This window comes from Halomonas sp. LS-001 (assembly GCF_052983955.1).
Window position 1 is genome coordinate 418,369 of sequence record NZ_CM129816.1, and the last position, 21,066, is coordinate 439,434.

Annotated in this window: 1 protein-coding gene; it reads left to right on the forward strand. The window is 62.0% G+C overall.

All coding sequences use genetic code 11. The annotated features are described in order from the left end of the window. Positions 1-166 precede the first annotated feature (166 nt). Positions 167-20,938, forward strand: coding sequence for an Ig-like domain-containing protein (locus ACU6TU_RS01975; RefSeq protein WP_447142925.1), 20,772 nt, complete (start codon positions 167-169; stop codon positions 20,936-20,938). Positions 20,939-21,066: the final 128 nt, after the last annotated feature.

The window sequence follows — 21,066 nt, forward strand, 5'->3', positions numbered from 1 at the left end:
TCCCCCTCATGTAAAGCAGTTACACCATGTTGCGCTAAATTAACATTTATTAACTGTACCTCAGTCCAATACTTTTCTTGACGCGCCTGGATACACTTCTTAACAGTCCAATTTACTATTTCAAAATTTCCTTAGTCATCCAGGCTACGAAAAGAAGGGGTATCCCATGAGTGTTGCTACCATTGTTGCCATTACCGGTCAGGCCTTTGCCCGTGACGAAGATGGAAATCTCCGGGAACTCAGTGTCGGGGATACCCTGCTGGAAGGCGAAACGTTAGTCACTTCCACCAACGGGCAAGTGCAGCTCGATTTTAACGATGGCCTCCCGCCGACGACTATCGGTGCTAACGAAGAAGTCGCCATGAGTGGCGATGTGGATGAAGAAAGCGCGCCTGATCAGGATGATGCAGCGACTCAGGATGGTGAACTTGATGCCATCCTGGCCGCGCTGGAAGAAGATGATGACAGTGACATTCTAGCCCTGCTGGAAGCAACCGCCGCTGGTGGAGGTGCTGCCGGTGGTGGTGGCGGTGACGGCTCCAGCTTTGTGCAGCTGGCGCGCATCGTCGAACCCGTTGAAGGCGTTCAATACCAATTTGATGGCGGCATTGACGGCGGACCCACCACGGCCGAGTTTACTGATCTAGCCGCAGAAACCACCGCTGAAGAAGCGCCAGAACCTGATCCCGAGCCAACGCCAGAACCTGAGCCCGAACCCGCTCCAACGCCTGAACCAACACCTGAGCCGACTCCAGAACCAGAGCCGACTCCCGAGCCTGAGCCGGAAAATACCGTTCCTGAGATTGAAGTCACAGCGGTCACTGGCATTGCCGGAGAAGATGCCGAGGTGGGCACCGTGGTGGCAATCTTCACGGCCAACGATGAAGAAGACGGCCCGCTGACAGTAGCGGGTGGCCAGGTCGACTTCACGCCGGGCACCAATGGCGACGGTTTCTACGCGTTTGATGGCGAAAATGTGGTGCTGACCCAGGCAGGCGTTGACGCCATTGCCGCTGGTGACACTCTACCGCCAGTGAGCTTGACCGCCACTGACAGCGAGAATGCGACTGCCATCGATAGCGGTACGCCGACCTATGACACAGCGTCTGAAAATACACCACCGATCATTGAAGTCACTGCCGAGACCGGCATTGTCGGAGAAGATGCCGAAGTGGGCACCGTGGTGGCAACCTTTGTTGCTGATGACGAAGAAGACGGACCACTGACGGTAGCCGGTGGCCAGGTCGTCTTCACGCCGGGCACCAATGACGACGGCTTCTACGCGTTTGATGGCGAAAATGTGGTGCTGACCCAGGCAGGCGTCGAAGCCATTGCCGCCGGTGACACTCTGCCACCAGTGAGTCTGACCGCCACTGACAGTGATGGCGCCATAGATAATGACAGCGGCACGCCGACCGTTGATATTCAGGTAGAGTTAAGCGCCACCATCACCATTGATGATATCGGCGTGATTACAGGTGCGGATGCCGAAGACGGCAACGAGGTCACCATCACCGGTACCGTGGGTGGCGACGCCCGCGAAGGCGACACCGTCACCCTGAGTGTGGGTGACGAGACCTTCAGCGGCCCGGTGGGTGAAGATCTGACCTACGCCATTGATGTGCCCGGCAGCGTGCTGGCCGAGAACAGCAGCGTGACTGCCGAAGTGACCGGTGAAGACGAGAACGGCAACGAATACTCGGCGGAAACCACCAGCAACTACACCGTCAATTTGGACGCCAGCGCCACCATCACCATTGATGAGATCGGCGTGATTACCGGTGCGGATGCCGAAGACGGCAACGAGGTCACCATCACCGGCACGGTGGGTGGCGACGCCCGCGAAGGTGACACCGTCACCCTGAGTGTGGGTGGCGAGACCTTCAGCGGCCCGGTGGGTGAAGACCTGACCTACGCCATTGATGTGCCCGGCAGCGTGCTGGCCGAAAACACCAGCGTCACTGCCGAAGTGACCGGTGAAGACGAGAACGGCAACGAATACTCGGCGGAAACCACCAGCAACTACACCGTCAATTTGGACGCCAGCGCCACCATCACCATTGATGAGATCGGCGTGATTACCGGTGCGGATGCCGAAGACGGCAACGAGGTCACCATCACCGGCACGGTGGGTGGCGACGCCCGCGAAGGTGACACCGTCACCCTGAGTGTGGGTGGCGAGACCTTCAGCGGCCCGGTGGGTGAAGACCTGACCTACGCCATTGATGTGCCCGGCAGCGTGCTGGCCGAGAACAGCAGCGTGACTGCCGAAGTGACCGGCGAAGACGAGAACGGCAACGAATACGCCGCGGAAACCACCGGCAACTACACCGTCAACCTGGACGCCAGCGCCACCATCACCATTGATGAGATCGGCGTGATCACCGGCGCGGATGTTGAAGACGGCAACGAGGTCACCATCACCGGCACGGTGGGTGGCGACGCCCGCGAAGGTGACACCGTCACCCTTAGTGTGGGTGGCGAGACCTTCAGCGGCCCGGTGGGTGAAGATCTGACCTACGCCATTGATGTGCCCGGCAGCGTGCTGGCCGAGAACAGCAGCGTGACTGCCGAAGTGACCGGTGAAGACGAGAACGGCAACGAATACTCGGCGGAAACCACCAGCAACTACACCGTCAATTTGGACGCCAGCGCCACCATCACCATTGATGAGATCGGCGTGATTACCGGTGCGGATGCCGAAGACGGCAACGAGGTCACCATCACCGGCACGGTGGGTGGCGACGCCCGCGAAGGTGACACCGTCACCCTGAGTGTGGGTGGCGAGACCTTCAGCGGCCCGGTGGGTGAAGACCTGACCTACGCCATTGATGTGCCCGGCAGCGTGCTGGCCGAAAACACCAGCGTCACTGCCGAAGTGACCGGTGAAGACGAGAACGGCAACGAATACTCGGCGGAAACCACCAGCAACTACACCGTCAATTTGGACGCCAGCGCCACCATCACCATTGATGAGATCGGCGTGATTACCGGTGCGGATGCCGAAGACGGCAACGAGGTCACCATCACCGGCACGGTGGGTGGCGACGCCCGCGAAGGTGACACCGTCACCCTGAGTGTGGGTGGCGAGACCTTCAGCGGCCCGGTGGGTGAAGACCTGACCTACGCCATTGATGTGCCCGGCAGCGTGCTGGCCGAAAACACCAGCGTCACTGCCGAAGTGACCGGTGAAGACGAGAACGGCAACGAATACTCGGCGGAAACCACCGGCAACTACACCGTCAACCTGGATGCCAGCGCCACCATCACCATTGATGAGATCGGCGTGATTACCGGTGCGGATGCCGAAGACGGCAACGAGGTCACCATCACCGGCACGGTGGGTGGCGACGCCCGCGAAGGTGACACCGTCACCCTGAGTGTGGGTGGCGAGACCTTCAGCGGCCCGGTGGGTGAAGACCTGACCTACGCCATTGATGTGCCCGGCAGCGTGCTGGCCGAAAACACCAGCGTCACTGCCGAAGTGACCGGTGAAGACGAGAACGGCAACGAATACTCGGCGGAAACCACCGGCAACTACACCGTCAACCTGGATGCCAGCGCCACCATCACCATTGATGAGATCGGCGTGATTACCGGTGCGGATGCCGAAGACGGCAACGAGGTCACCATCACCGGCACGGTGGGTGGCGACGCCCGCGAAGGTGACACCGTCACCCTGAGTGTGGGTGGCGAGACCTTCAGCGGCCCGGTGGGTGAAGACCTGACCTACGCCATTGATGTGCCCGGCAGCGTGCTGGCCGAGAACAGCAGCGTGACTGCCGAAGTGACCGGCGAAGACGAGAACGGCAACGAATACGCCGCGGAAACCACCGGCAACTACACCGTCAACCTGGACGCCAGCGCCACCATCACCATTGATGAGATCGGCGTGATCACCGGCGCGGATGTTGAAGACGGCAACGAGGTCACCATCACCGGCACGGTGGGTGGCGACGCCCGCGAAGGTGACACCGTCACCCTTAGTGTGGGTGGCGAGACCTTCAGCGGCCCGGTGGGTGAAGATCTGACCTACGCCATTGATGTGCCCGGCAGCGTGCTGGCCGAGAACAGCAGCGTGACTGCCGAAGTGACCGGTGAAGACGAGAACGGCAACGAATACTCGGCGGAAACCACCAGCAACTACACCGTCAATTTGGACGCCAGCGCCACCATCACCATTGATGAGATCGGCGTGATTACCGGTGCGGATGCCGAAGACGGCAACGAGGTCACCATCACCGGCACGGTGGGTGGCGACGCCCGCGAAGGTGACACCGTCACCCTGAGTGTGGGTGGCGAGACCTTCAGCGGCCCGGTGGGTGAAGACCTGACCTACGCCATTGATGTGCCCGGCAGCGTGCTGGCCGAAAACACCAGCGTCACTGCCGAAGTGACCGGTGAAGACGAGAACGGCAACGAATACTCGGCGGAAACCACCGGCAACTACACCGTCAACCTGGATGCCAGCGCCACCATCACCATTGATGAGATCGGCGTGATTACCGGTGCGGATGCCGAAGACGGCAACGAGGTCACCATCACCGGCACGGTGGGTGGCGACGCCCGCGAAGGTGACACCGTCACCCTGAGTGTGGGTGGCGAGACCTTCAGCGGCCCGGTGGGTGAAGACCTGACCTACGCCATTGATGTGCCCGGCAGCGTGCTGGCCGAAAACACCAGCGTCACTGCCGAAGTGACCGGTGAAGACGAGAACGGCAACGAATACTCGGCGGAAACCACCGGCAACTACACCGTCAACCTGGATGCCAGCGCCACCATCACCATTGATGAGATCGGCGTGATTACCGGTGCGGATGCCGAAGACGGCAACGAGGTCACCATCACCGGCACGGTGGGTGGCGACGCCCGCGAAGGTGACACCGTCACCCTGAGTGTGGGTGGCGAGACCTTCAGCGGCCCGGTGGGTGAAGACCTGACCTACGCCATTGATGTGCCCGGCAGCGTGCTGGCCGAAAACACCAGCGTCACTGCCGAAGTGACCGGTGAAGACGAGAACGGCAACGAATACTCGGCGGAAACCACCGGCAACTACACCGTCAACCTGGATGCCAGCGCCACCATCACCATTGATGAGATCGGCGTGATCACCGGCGCGGATGCCGAAGACGGCAACGAGGTCACCATCACTGGTACCGTGGGTGGCGACGCCCGCGAAGGTGACACCGTCACTCTGAGTGTGGGTGGGGAGACCTTCAGCGGCCCGGTGGGTGAAGACCTGACCTACGCCATTGATGTGCCCGGCAGCCTGCTGGCCGAGAACAGCAGCGTCACTGCCGAAGTGACCGGCGAGGACGAGAACGGCAACGAATACGCCGCGGAAACGGATCAGGGTTATTTAGTTGATATAACCGCCCCGGCGGTCAGCGTGTTGCTGGAAGACGCCACGGGCGACATCTACAGCGCCGAGGAAATCGAAGACGGCGTCAACGCCACGGTCACCCTGGAAGCTGGCACCCAGGTGGGCGACACCCTGGTGGTGGTCGACGGCAAGGGTAATGAGCTGTTCAACGAGACCGTGACCCAGGCCATGCTGGATGACGGCGTGGACGTCACCATCACGGATCTGGACAACACCGACACCGCGGTGAGCGTGACCGCCACGGTCACCGACCCGGCGGGCAACAGTGGTACTGACACTGACACCGGCGTGATCGATGCAACCGCCCCGGCGGTCAGCGTGTTGCTGGAAGACGCCACGGGCGACATCTACAGCGCCGAGGAAATCGAAGACGGCGTCAACGCCACGGTCACCCTGGAAGCTGGCACCCAGGTGGGCGACACCCTGGTGGTGGTCGACGGCAAGGGTAATGAGCTGTTCAACGAGACCGTGACCCAGGCCATGCTGGATGACGGCGTGGACGTCACCATCACGGATCTGGACAACACCGACACCGCGGTGAGCGTGACCGCCACGGTCACCGACCCGGCGGGCAACAGTGGTACTGACACTGACACCGGCGTGATCGATGCAACCGCCCCGGCGGTCAGCGTGTTGCTGGAAGACGCCACGGGCGACATCTACAGCGCCGAGGAAATCGAAGACGGCGTCAACGCCACGGTCACCCTGGAAGCTGGCACCCAGGTGGGCGACACCCTGGTGGTGGTCGACGGCAAGGGTAATGAGCTGTTCAACGAGACCGTGACCCAGGCCATGCTGGATGACGGCGTGGACGTCACCATCACGGATCTGGACAACACCGACACCGCGGTGAGCGTGACCGCCACGGTCACCGACCCGGCGGGCAACAGTGGTACTGACACTGACACCGGCGTGATCGATGCAACCGCCCCGGCGGTCAGCGTGTTGCTGGAAGACGCCACGGGCGACATCTACAGCGCCGAGGAAATCGAAGACGGCGTCAACGCCACGGTCACCCTGGAAGCTGGCACCCAGGTGGGCGACACCCTGGTGGTGGTCGACGGCAAGGGTAATGAGCTGTTCAACGAGACCGTGACCCAGGCCATGCTGGATGACGGCGTGGACGTCACCATCACGGATCTGGACAACACCGACACCGCGGTGAGCGTGACCGCCACGGTCACCGACCCGGCGGGCAACAGTGGTACTGACACTGACACCGGCGTGATCGATGCAACCGCCCCGGCGGTCAGCGTGTTGCTGGAAGACGCCACGGGCGACATCTACAGCGCCGAGGAAATCGAAGACGGCGTCAACGCCACGGTCACCCTGGAAGCTGGCACCCAGGTGGGCGACACCCTGGTGGTGGTCGACGGCAAGGGTAATGAGCTGTTCAACGAGACCGTGACCCAGGCCATGCTGGATGACGGCGTGGACGTCACCATCACGGATCTGGACAACACCGACACCGCGGTGAGCGTGACCGCCACGGTCACCGACCCGGCGGGCAACAGTGGTACTGACACTGACACCGGCGTGATCGATGCAACCGCCCCGGCGGTCAGCGTGTTGCTGGAAGACGCCACGGGCGACATCTACAGCGCCGAGGAAATCGAAGACGGCGTCAACGCCACGGTCACCCTGGAAGCTGGCACCCAGGTGGGCGACACCCTGGTGGTGGTCGACGGCAAGGGTAATGAGCTGTTCAACGAGACCGTGACCCAGGCCATGCTGGATGACGGCGTGGACGTCACCATCACGGATCTGGACAACACCGACACCGCGGTGAGCGTGACCGCCACGGTCACCGACCCGGCGGGCAACAGTGGTACTGACACTGACACCGGCGTGATCGATGCAACCGCCCCGGCGGTCAGCGTGTTGCTGGAAGACGCCACGGGCGACATCTACAGCGCCGAGGAAATCGAAGACGGCGTCAACGCCACGGTCACCCTGGAAGCTGGCACCCAGGTGGGCGACACCCTGGTGGTGGTCGACGGCAAGGGTAATGAGCTGTTCAACGAGACCGTGACCCAGGCCATGCTGGATGACGGCGTGGACGTCACCATCACGGATCTGGACAACACCGACACCGCGGTGAGCGTGACCGCCACGGTCACCGACCCGGCGGGCAACAGTGGTACTGACACTGACACCGGCGTGATCGATGCAACCGCCCCGGCGGTCAGCGTGTTGCTGGAAGACGCCACGGGCGACATCTACAGCGCCGAGGAAATCGAAGACGGCGTCAACGCCACGGTCACCCTGGAAGCTGGCACCCAGGTGGGCGACACCCTGGTGGTGGTCGACGGCAAGGGTAATGAGCTGTTCAACGAGACCGTGACCCAGGCCATGCTGGATGACGGCGTGGACGTCACCATCACGGATCTGGACAACACCGACACCGCGGTGAGCGTGACCGCCACGGTCACCGACCCGGCGGGCAACAGTGGTACTGACACTGACACCGGCGTGATCGATGCAACCGCCCCGGCGGTCAGCGTGTTGCTGGAAGACGCCACGGGCGACATCTACAGCGCCGAGGAAATCGAAGACGGCGTCAACGCCACGGTCACCCTGGAAGCTGGCACCCAGGTGGGCGACACCCTGGTGGTGGTCGACGGCAAGGGTAATGAGCTGTTCAACGAGACCGTGACCCAGGCCATGCTGGATGACGGCGTGGACGTCACCATCACGGATCTGGACAACACCGACACCGCGGTGAGCGTGACCGCCACGGTCACCGACCCGGCGGGCAACAGTGGTACTGACACTGACACCGGCGTGATCGATGCAACCGCCCCGGCGGTCAGCGTGTTGCTGGAAGACGCCACGGGCGACATCTACAGCGCCGAGGAAATCGAAGACGGCGTCAACGCCACGGTCACCCTGGAAGCTGGCACCCAGGTGGGCGACACCCTGGTGGTGGTCGACGGCAAGGGTAATGAGCTGTTCAACGAGACCGTGACCCAGGCCATGCTGGATGACGGCGTGGACGTCACCATCACGGATCTGGACAACACCGACACCGCGGTGAGCGTGACCGCCACGGTCACCGACCCGGCGGGCAACAGTGGTACTGACACTGACACCGGCGTGATCGATGCAACCGCCCCGGCGGTCAGCGTGTTGCTGGAAGACGCCACGGGCGACATCTACAGCGCCGAGGAAATCGAAGACGGCGTCAACGCCACGGTCACCCTGGAAGCTGGCACCCAGGTGGGCGACACCCTGGTGGTGGTCGACGGCAAGGGTAATGAGCTGTTCAACGAGACCGTGACCCAGGCCATGCTGGATGACGGCGTGGACGTCACCATCACGGATCTGGACAACACCGACACCGCGGTGAGCGTGACCGCCACGGTCACCGACCCGGCGGGCAACAGTGGTACTGACACTGACACCGGCGTGATCGATGCAACCGCCCCGGCGGTCAGCGTGTTGCTGGAAGACGCCACGGGCGACATCTACAGCGCCGAGGAAATCGAAGACGGCGTCAACGCCACGGTCACCCTGGAAGCTGGCACCCAGGTGGGCGACACCCTGGTGGTGGTCGACGGCAAGGGTAATGAGCTGTTCAACGAGACCGTGACCCAGGCCATGCTGGATGACGGCGTGGACGTCACCATCACGGATCTGGACAACACCGACACCGCGGTGAGCGTGACCGCCACGGTCACCGACCCGGCGGGCAACAGTGGTACTGACACTGACACCGGCGTGATCGATGCAACCGCCCCGGCGGTCAGCGTGTTGCTGGAAGACGCCACGGGCGACATCTACAGCGCCGAGGAAATCGAAGACGGCGTCAACGCCACGGTCACCCTGGAAGCTGGCACCCAGGTGGGCGACACCCTGGTGGTGGTCGACGGCAAGGGTAATGAGCTGTTCAACGAGACCGTGACCCAGGCCATGCTGGATGACGGCGTGGACGTCACCATCACGGATCTGGACAACACCGACACCGCGGTGAGCGTGACCGCCACGGTCACCGACCCGGCGGGCAACAGTGGTACTGACACTGACACCGGCGTGATCGATGCAACCGCCCCGGCGGTCAGCGTGTTGCTGGAAGACGCCACGGGCGACATCTACAGCGCCGAGGAAATCGAAGACGGCGTCAACGCCACGGTCACCCTGGAAGCTGGCACCCAGGTGGGCGACACCCTGGTGGTGGTCGACGGCAAGGGTAATGAGCTGTTCAACGAGACCGTGACCCAGGCCATGCTGGATGACGGCGTGGACGTCACCATCACGGATCTGGACAACACCGACACCGCGGTGAGCGTGACCGCCACGGTCACCGACCCGGCGGGCAACAGTGGTACTGACACTGACACCGGCGTGATCGATGCAACCGCCCCGGCGGTCAGCGTGTTGCTGGAAGACGCCACGGGCGACATCTACAGCGCCGAGGAAATCGAAGACGGCGTCAACGCCACGGTCACCCTGGAAGCTGGCACCCAGGTGGGCGACACCCTGGTGGTGGTCGACGGCAAGGGTAATGAGCTGTTCAACGAGACCGTGACCCAGGCCATGCTGGATGACGGCGTGGACGTCACCATCACGGATCTGGACAACACCGACACCGCGGTGAGCGTGACCGCCACGGTCACCGACCCGGCGGGCAACAGTGGTACTGACACTGACACCGGCGTGATCGATGCAACCGCCCCGGCGGTCAGCGTGTTGCTGGAAGACGCCACGGGCGACATCTACAGCGCCGAGGAAATCGAAGACGGCGTCAACGCCACGGTCACCCTGGAAGCTGGCACCCAGGTGGGCGACACCCTGGTGGTGGTCGACGGCAAGGGTAATGAGCTGTTCAACGAGACCGTGACCCAGGCCATGCTGGATGACGGCGTGGACGTCACCATCACGGATCTGGACAACACCGACACCGCGGTGAGCGTGACCGCCACGGTCACCGACCCGGCGGGCAACAGTGGTACTGACACTGACACCGGCGTGATCGATGCAACCGCCCCGGCGGTCAGCGTGTTGCTGGAAGACGCCACGGGCGACATCTACAGCGCCGAGGAAATCGAAGACGGCGTCAACGCCACGGTCACCCTGGAAGCTGGCACCCAGGTGGGCGACACCCTGGTGGTGGTCGACGGCAAGGGTAATGAGCTGTTCAACGAGACCGTGACCCAGGCCATGCTGGATGACGGCGTGGACGTCACCATCACGGATCTGGACAACACCGACACCGCGGTGAGCGTGACCGCCACGGTCACCGACCCGGCGGGCAACAGTGGTACTGACACTGACACCGGCGTGATCGATGCAACCGCCCCGGCGGTCAGCGTGTTGCTGGAAGACGCCACGGGCGACATCTACAGCGCCGAGGAAATCGAAGACGGCGTCAACGCCACGGTCACCCTGGAAGCTGGCACCCAGGTGGGCGACACCCTGGTGGTGGTCGACGGCAAGGGTAATGAGCTGTTCAACGAGACCGTGACCCAGGCCATGCTGGATGACGGCGTGGACGTCACCATCACGGATCTGGACAACACCGACACCGCGGTGAGCGTGACCGCCACGGTCACCGACCCGGCGGGCAACAGTGGTACTGACACTGACACCGGCGTGATCGATGCAACCGCCCCGGCGGTCAGCGTGTTGCTGGAAGACGCCACGGGCGACATCTACAGCGCCGAGGAAATCGAAGACGGCGTCAACGCCACGGTCACCCTGGAAGCTGGCACCCAGGTGGGCGACACCCTGGTGGTGGTCGACGGCAAGGGTAATGAGCTGTTCAACGAGACCGTGACCCAGGCCATGCTGGATGACGGCGTGGACGTCACCATCACGGATCTGGACAACACCGACACCGCGGTGAGCGTGACCGCCACGGTCACCGACCCGGCGGGCAACAGTGGTACTGACACTGACACCGGCGTGATCGATGCAACCGCCCCGGCGGTCAGCGTGTTGCTGGAAGACGCCACGGGCGACATCTACAGCGCCGAGGAAATCGAAGACGGCGTCAACGCCACGGTCACCCTGGAAGCTGGCACCCAGGTGGGCGACACCCTGGTGGTGGTCGACGGCAAGGGTAATGAGCTGTTCAACGAGACCGTGACCCAGGCCATGCTGGATGACGGCGTGGACGTCACCATCACGGATCTGGACAACACCGACACCGCGGTGAGCGTGACCGCCACGGTCACCGACCCGGCGGGCAACAGTGGTACTGACACTGACACCGGCGTGATCGATGCAACCGCCCCGGCGGTCAGCGTGTTGCTGGAAGACGCCACGGGCGACATCTACAGCGCCGAGGAAATCGAAGACGGCGTCAACGCCACGGTCACCCTGGAAGCTGGCACCCAGGTGGGCGACACCCTGGTGGTGGTCGACGGCAAGGGTAATGAGCTGTTCAACGAGACCGTGACCCAGGCCATGCTGGATGACGGCGTGGACGTCACCATCACGGATCTGGACAACACCGACACCGCGGTGAGCGTGACCGCCACGGTCACCGACCCGGCGGGCAACAGTGGTACTGACACTGACACCGGCGTGATCGATGCAACCGCCCCGGCGGTCAGCGTGTTGCTGGAAGACGCCACGGGCGACATCTACAGCGCCGAGGAAATCGAAGACGGCGTCAACGCCACGGTCACCCTGGAAGCTGGCACCCAGGTGGGCGACACCCTGGTGGTGGTCGACGGCAAGGGTAATGAGCTGTTCAACGAGACCGTGACCCAGGCCATGCTGGATGACGGCGTGGACGTCACCATCACGGATCTGGACAACACCGACACCGCGGTGAGCGTGACCGCCACGGTCACCGACCCGGCGGGCAACAGTGGTACTGACACTGACACCGGCGTGATCGATGCAACCGCCCCGGCGGTCAGCGTGTTGCTGGAAGACGCCACGGGCGACATCTACAGCGCCGAGGAAATCGAAGACGGCGTCAACGCCACGGTCACCCTGGAAGCTGGCACCCAGGTGGGCGACACCCTGGTGGTGGTCGACGGCAAGGGTAATGAGCTGTTCAACGAGACCGTGACCCAGGCCATGCTGGATGACGGCGTGGACGTCACCATCACGGATCTGGACAACACCGACACCGCGGTGAGCGTGACCGCCACGGTCACCGACCCGGCGGGCAACAGTGGTACTGACACTGACACCGGCGTGATCGATGCAACCGCCCCGGCGGTCAGCGTGTTGCTGGAAGACGCCACGGGCGACATCTACAGCGCCGAGGAAATCGAAGACGGCGTCAACGCCACGGTCACCCTGGAAGCTGGCACCCAGGTGGGCGACACCCTGGTGGTGGTCGACGGCAAGGGTAATGAGCTGTTCAACGAGACCGTGACCCAGGCCATGCTGGATGACGGCGTGGACGTCACCATCACGGATCTGGACAACACCGACACCGCGGTGAGCGTGACCGCCACGGTCACCGACCCGGCGGGCAACAGTGGTACTGACACTGACACCGGCGTGATCGATGCAACCGCCCCGGCGGTCAGCGTGTTGCTGGAAGACGCCACGGGCGACATCTACAGCGCCGAGGAAATCGAAGACGGCGTCAACGCCACGGTCACCCTGGAAGCTGGCACCCAGGTGGGCGACACCCTGGTGGTGGTCGACGGCAAGGGTAATGAGCTGTTCAACGAGACCGTGACCCAGGCCATGCTGGATGACGGCGTGGACGTCACCATCACGGATCTGGACAACACCGACACCGCGGTGAGCGTGACCGCCACGGTCACCGACCCGGCGGGCAACAGTGGTACTGACACTGACACCGGCGTGATCGATGCAACCGCCCCGGCGGTCAGCGTGTTGCTGGAAGACGCCACGGGCGACATCTACAGCGCCGAGGAAATCGAAGACGGCGTCAACGCCACGGTCACCCTGGAAGCTGGCACCCAGGTGGGCGACACCCTGGTGGTGGTCGACGGCAAGGGTAATGAGCTGTTCAACGAGACCGTGACCCAGGCCATGCTGGATGACGGCGTGGACGTCACCATCACGGATCTGGACAACACCGACACCGCGGTGAGCGTGACCGCCACGGTCACCGACCCGGCGGGCAACAGTGGTACTGACACTGACACCGGCGTGATCGATGCAACCGCCCCGGCGGTCAGCGTGTTGCTGGAAGACGCCACGGGCGACATCTACAGCGCCGAGGAAATCGAAGACGGCGTCAACGCCACGGTCACCCTGGAAGCTGGCACCCAGGTGGGCGACACCCTGGTGGTGGTCGACGGCAAGGGTAATGAGCTGTTCAACGAGACCGTGACCCAGGCCATGCTGGATGACGGCGTGGACGTCACCATCACGGATCTGGACAACACCGACACCGCGGTGAGCGTGACCGCCACGGTCACCGACCCGGCGGGCAACAGTGGTACTGACACTGACACCGGCGTGATCGATGCAACCGCCCCGGCGGTCAGCGTGTTGCTGGAAGACGCCACGGGCGACATCTACAGCGCCGAGGAAATCGAAGACGGCGTCAACGCCACGGTCACCCTGGAAGCTGGCACCCAGGTGGGCGACACCCTGGTGGTGGTCGACGGCAAGGGTAATGAGCTGTTCAACGAGACCGTGACCCAGGCCATGCTGGATGACGGCGTGGACGTCACCATCACGGATCTGGACAACACCGACACCGCGGTGAGCGTGACCGCCACGGTCACCGACCCGGCGGGCAACAGTGGTACTGACACTGACACCGGCGTGATCGATGCAACCGCCCCGGCGGTCAGCGTGTTGCTGGAAGACGCCACGGGCGACATCTACAGCGCCGAGGAAATCGAAGACGGCGTCAACGCCACGGTCACCCTGGAAGCTGGCACCCAGGTGGGCGACACCCTGGTGGTGGTCGACGGCAAGGGTAATGAGCTGTTCAACGAGACCGTGACCCAGGCCATGCTGGATGACGGCGTGGACGTCACCATCACGGATCTGGACAACACCGACACCGCGGTGAGCGTGACCGCCACGGTCACCGACCCGGCGGGCAACAGTGGTACTGACACTGACACCGGCGTGATCGATGCAACCGCCCCGGCGGTCAGCGTGTTGCTGGAAGACGCCACGGGCGACATCTACAGCGCCGAGGAAATCGAAGACGGCGTCAACGCCACGGTCACCCTGGAAGCTGGCACCCAGGTGGGCGACACCCTGGTGGTGGTCGACGGCAAGGGTAATGAGCTGTTCAACGAGACCGTGACCCAGGCCATGCTGGATGACGGCGTGGACGTCACCATCACGGATCTGGACAACACCGACACCGCGGTGAGCGTGACCGCCACGGTCACCGACCCGGCGGGCAACAGTGGTACTGACACTGACACCGGCGTGATCGATGCAACCGCCCCGGCGGTCAGCGTGTTGCTGGAAGACGCCACGGGCGACATCTACAGCGCCGAGGAAATCGAAGACGGCGTCAACGCCACGGTCACCCTGGAAGCTGGCACCCAGGTGGGCGACACCCTGGTGGTGGTCGACGGCAAGGGTAATGAGCTGTTCAACGAGACCGTGACCCAGGCCATGCTGGATGACGGCGTGGACGTCACCATCACGGATCTGGACAACACCGACACCGCGGTGAGCGTGACCGCCACGGTCACCGACCCGGCGGGCAACAGTGGTACTGACACTGACACCGGCGTGATCGATGCAACCGCCCCGGCGGTCAGCGTGTTGCTGGAAGACGCCACGGGCGACATCTACAGCGCCGAGGAAATCGAAGACGGCGTCAACGCCACGGTCACCCTGGAAGCTGGCACCCAGGTGGGCGACACCCTGGTGGTGGTCGACGGCAAGGGTAATGAGCTGTTCAACGAGACCGTGACCCAGGCCATGCTGGATGACGGCGTGGACGTCACCATCACGGATCTGGACAACACCGACACCGCGGTGAGCGTGACCGCCACGGTCACCGACCCGGCGGGCAACAGTGGTACTGACACTGACACCGGCGTGATCGATGCAACCGCCCCGGCGGTCAGCGTGTTGCTGGAAGACGCCACGGGCGACATCTACAGCGCCGAGGAAATCGAAGACGGCGTCAACGCCACGGTCACCCTGGAAGCTGGCACCCAGGTGGGCGACACCCTGGTGGTGGTCGACGGCAAGGGTAATGAGCTGTTCAACGAGACCGTGACCCAGGCCATGCTGGATGACGGCGTGGACGTCACCATCACGGATCTGGACAACACCGACACCGCGGTGAGCGTGACCGCCACGGTCACCGACCCGGCGGGCAACAGTGGTACTGACACTGACACCGGCGTGATCGATGCAACCGCCCCGGCGGTCAGCGTGTTGCTGGAAGACGCCACGGGCGACATCTACAGCGCCGAGGAAATCGAAGACGGCGTCAACGCCACGGTCACCCTGGAAGCTGGCACCCAGGTGGGCGACACCCTGGTGGTGGTCGACGGCAAGGGTAATGAGCTGTTCAACGAGACCGTGACCCAGGCCATGCTGGATGACGGCGTGGACGTCACCATCACGGATCTGGACAACACCGACACCGCGGTGAGCGTGACCGCCACGGTCACCGACCCGGCGGGCAACAGTGGTACTGACACTGACACCGGCGTGATCGATGCAACCGCCCCGGCGGTCAGCGTGTTGCTGGAAGACGCCACGGGCGACATCTACAGCGCCGAGGAAATCGAAGACGGCGTCAACGCCACGGTCACCCTGGAAGCTGGCACCCAGGTGGGCGACACCCTGGTGGTGGTCGACGGCAAGGGTAATGAGCTGTTCAACGAGACCGTGACCCAGGCCATGCTGGATGACGGCGTGGACGTCACCATCACGGATCTGGACAACACCGACACCGCGGTGAGCGTGACCGCCACGGTCACCGACCCGGCGGGCAACAGTGGTACTGACACTGACACCGGCGTGATCGATGCAACCGCCCCGGCGGTCAGCGTGTTGCTGGAAGACGCCACGGGCGACATCTACAGCGCCGAGGAAATCGAAGACGGCGTCAACGCCACGGTCACCCTGGAAGCTGGCACCCAGGTGGGCGACACCCTGGTGGTGGTCGACGGCAAGGGTAATGAGCTGTTCAACGAGACCGTGACCCAGGCCATGCTGGATGACGGCGTGGACGTCACCATCACGGATCTGGACAACACCGACACCGCGGTGAGCGTGACCGCCACGGTCACCGACCCGGCGGGCAACAGTGGTACTGACACTGACACCGGCGTGATCGATGCAACCGCCCCGGCGGTCAGCGTGTTGCTGGAAGACGCCACGGGCGACATCTACAGCGCCGAGGAAATCGAAGACGGCGTCAACGCCACGGTCACCCTGGAAGCTGGCACCCAGGTGGGCGACACCCTGGTGGTGGTCGACGGCAAGGGTAATGAGCTGTTCAACGAGACCGTGACCCAGGCCATGCTGGATGACGGCGTGGACGTCACCATCACGGATCTGGACAACACCGACACCGCGGTGAGCGTGACCGCCACGGTCACCGACCCGGCGGGCAACAGTGGTACTGACACTGACACCGGCGTGATCGATGCAACCGCCCCGGCGGTCAGCGTGTTGCTGGAAGACGCCACGGGCGACATCTACAGCGCCGAGGAAATCGAAGACGGCGTCAACGCCACGGTCACCCTGGAAGCTGGCACCCAGGTGGGCGACACCCTGGTGGTGGTCGACGGCAAGGGTAATGAGCTGTTCAACGAGACCGTGACCCAGGCCATGCTGGATGACGGCGTGGACGTCACCATCACGGATCTGGACAACACCGACACCGCGGTGAGCGTGACCGCCACGGTCACCGACCCGGCGGGCAACAGTGGTACTGACACTGACACCGGCGTGATCGATGCAACCGCCCCGGCGGTCAGCGTGTTGCTGGAAGACGCCACGGGCGACATCTACAGCGCCGAGGAAATCGAAGACGGCGTCAACGCCACGGTCACCCTGGAAGCTGGCACCCAGGTGGGCGACACCCTGGTGGTGGTCGACGGCAAGGGTAATGAGCTGTTCAACGAGACCGTGACCCAGGCCATGCTGGATGACGGCGTGGACGTCACCATCACGGATCTGGACAACACCGACACCGCGGTGAGCGTGACCGCCACGGTCACCGACCCGGCGGGCAACAGTGGTACTGACACTGACACCGGCGTGATCGATGCAACCGCCCCGGCGGTCAGCGTGTTGCTGGAAGACGCCACGGGCGACATCTACAGCGCCGAGGAAATCGAAGACGGCGTCAACGCCACGGTCACCCTGGAAGCTGGCACCCAGGTGGGCGACACCCTGGTGGTGGTCGACGGCAAGGGTAATGAGCTGTTCAACGAGACCGTGACCCAGGCCATGCTGGATGACGGCGTGGACGTCACCATCACGGATCTGGACAACACCGACACCGCGGTGAGCGTGACCGCCACGGTCACCGACCCGGCGGGCAACAGTGGTACTGACACTGACACCGGCGTGATCGATGCAACCGCCCCGGCGGTCAGCGTGTTGCTGGAAGACGCCACGGGCGACATCTACAGCGCCGAGGAAATCGAAGACGGCGTCAACGCCACGGTCACCCTGGAAGCTGGCACCCAGGTGGGCGACACCCTGGTGGTGGTCGACGGCAAGGGTAATGAGCTGTTCAACGAGACCGTGACCCAGGCCATGCTGGATGACGGCGTGGACGTCACCATCACGGATCTGGACAACACCGACACCGCGGTGAGCGTGACCGCCACGGTCACCGACCCGGCGGGCAACAGTGGTACTGACACTGACACCGGCGTGATCGATGCAACCGCCCCGGCGGTCAGCGTGTTGCTGGAAGACGCCACGGGCGACATCTACAGCGCCGAGGAAATCGAAGACGGCGTCAACGCCACGGTCACCCTGGAAGCTGGCACCCAGGTGGGCGACACCCTGGTGGTGGTCGACGGCAAGGGTAATGAGCTGTTCAACGAGACCGTGACCCAGGCCATGCTGGATGACGGCGTGGACGTCACCATCACGGATCTGGACAACACCGACACCGCGGTGAGCGTGACCGCCACGGTCACCGACCCGGCGGGCAACAGTGGTACTGACACTGACACCGGCGTGATCGATGCAACCGCCCCGGCGGTCAGCGTGTTGCTGGAAGACGCCACGGGCGACATCTACAGCGCCGAGGAAATCGAAGACGGCGTCAACGCCACGGTCACCCTGGAAGCTGGCACCCAGGTGGGCGACACCCTGGTGGTGGTCGACGGCAAGGGTAATGAGCTGTTCAACGAGACCGTGACCCAGGCCATGCTGGATGACGGCGTGGACGTCACCATCACGGATCTGGACAACACCGACACCGCGGTGAGCGTGACCGCCACGGTCACCGACCCGGCGGGCAACAGTGGTACTGACACTGACACCGGCGTGATCGATGCAACCGCCCCGGCGGTCAGCGTGTTGCTGGAAGACGCCACGGGCGACATCTACAGCGCCGAGGAAATCGAAGACGGCGTCAACGCCACGGTCACCCTGGAAGCTGGCACCCAGGTGGGCGACACCCTGGTGGTGGTCGACGGCAAGGGTAATGAGCTGTTCAACGAGACCGTGACCCAGGCCATGCTGGATGACGGCGTGGACGTCACCATCACGGATCTGGACAACACCGACACCGCGGTGAGCGTGACCGCCACGGTCACCGACCCGGCGGGCAACAGTGGTACTGACACTGACACCGGCGTGATCGCAACTACTCCACCTTCTATCAGCGGTCTATCAGATACAGATGTGACTGTATCTGAAGCGGGGCTTGAGGAAGGTACCAACAGCAATAGCAATGCCAATATTGATGATGGCGAATTTACCATTACAGCATCTGGTAATTTAAGTATCGGGGCTTTGAGTATCGCAGGAAGCCTTGAGGATGCGGGAGGCACGGCTGCGACGGAAGATAATGGGTTTGTGGTACTGACAGAGAACGATCTACAAGCTATTGCTAGTACTCAACCTTTGATTATTGGCACTGAGCTAGGGAAATTGCGCATTACAGGTTTTGATGATGCTACTGGTGTTGTCAGCTATGAGTATGAGCTGACAGATATACTGGATCACGAGCAGCAAGGCGCTGACACTCTTCCGAAATCTGCTATTGATCTGGTGTTGACCGATAGCGCAGGTAACAAGACTGATGGCGAAATCAATGTTGATGTCATTGACGATGTGCCAATAATTAACTCAATTCAAAACCTCATAATGGCTGCGGGTGAATTGGGGACTGTTGAAGGGAAACTGGAGTTTTCGCCGGGTGCTGATGGTCTCGCTAATATTGCTGTTGCGGGAACACAGCCTGATGGTGTTGAGCCTTATAAAACGTATACGGCTGATAGCCTGGATCTGCCAACTGAGTTTGATGGAATTTTCGCCGGAAATGAAAAAGCCACGTTGCTAGTGGCGACTCTGGAAGGCTCCGGCGACACTTTCTTCACGCTTTTTGTAAGAGAGGATGGATCGTATGAGTTTGAGTTGGTGACACCTAAGCCAACACGCTTTGAATCTGACCTTGATTCAGAGGCACCGCCGTCTGGTAACGATAACTTTGTCGGATATAAAGGTGGCGAGACGCTTGGTACATGGAGTTCAGGATCAAGTGTGTCTCAATTAGATTCGAGCAGAGATATCACCATTAGTGGTAATGGGTCTATCAATGTGTCTGGCCAAGGTATTGGGGTGGGAGGTAATCATTTCAGAAACCAAGGAAGTAGCAAAGATCGGATAGAATTTGACTTCACATCATCAACCAATTTCTTCGGTATTGGTGGAAGCCGGATTTCAAATAATGGTGGTGAAAAAATAAGCTGGAAAGCATTCAAAGACGGACAGACTAGTCCGGTAGGTACAGGTGATTTTAGCTACCTGTCAGATACTGATGTTCTCGAGATATCTGGTATAGGTGACTTTGATCAAGTTGAACTGGTAGCAGAAAATACGAGTTCAAACTTCTTGCTAGGAAACTTTGGTTTCACATCCACGGCAATAGTTGAAGGCCAGCAACTGGGCTTTGAACTGTCGATTGAGGACCTAGATGGAGATGTAATATCAGAGAATTTGGAGGTGAATCTTGCTGGAACGCAACAAGGTGGTTACAGCTTAGAAGGTACAGAGGGTAACGATGTAATCCTTGGGACAGATGACAATGACACCCTCATCGGCGGCGAAGGCGACGACATCCTCTTTGGCGGCGCAGGGGCTGATACCTTTGTCTGGAACTTTGGAAATGATGAAGGTAGTGCTGGCAACCCAGCTCAAGACACCGTTAAAGACTTTAATGCTAGTGAAGGCGACACATTAAAGCTAAATGATCTTTTGGATTTGGGAGATAATGTGGATGATCACATCGGTAAATATGTGTCTGCCGAAGAGGTGGGAAGCGATCTGGTGCTAAACATCAACTCAGCAGGCGAGCTGGCCGGTAACGGCGCTGACCAGAAAGTGACGCTGGAAGGGAAGTCATTCAGTGACTTTAGTGTGTCTGATTCCGAGGATCTGATCAGCAAGCTGATTGCGGAGGGTCAGTTGAAAATTGACCAGTAACATCGCCTCTTAAATGTACTAAACCCGCCCCGCCTGGCATTTGCCCGGCGGGGCTTTTTATTCTTAACCCAACGGACAGGCAGTGCTGTGCCATCAAAGCCTTTAAGATGGCAGGGTAATCGCTAAGG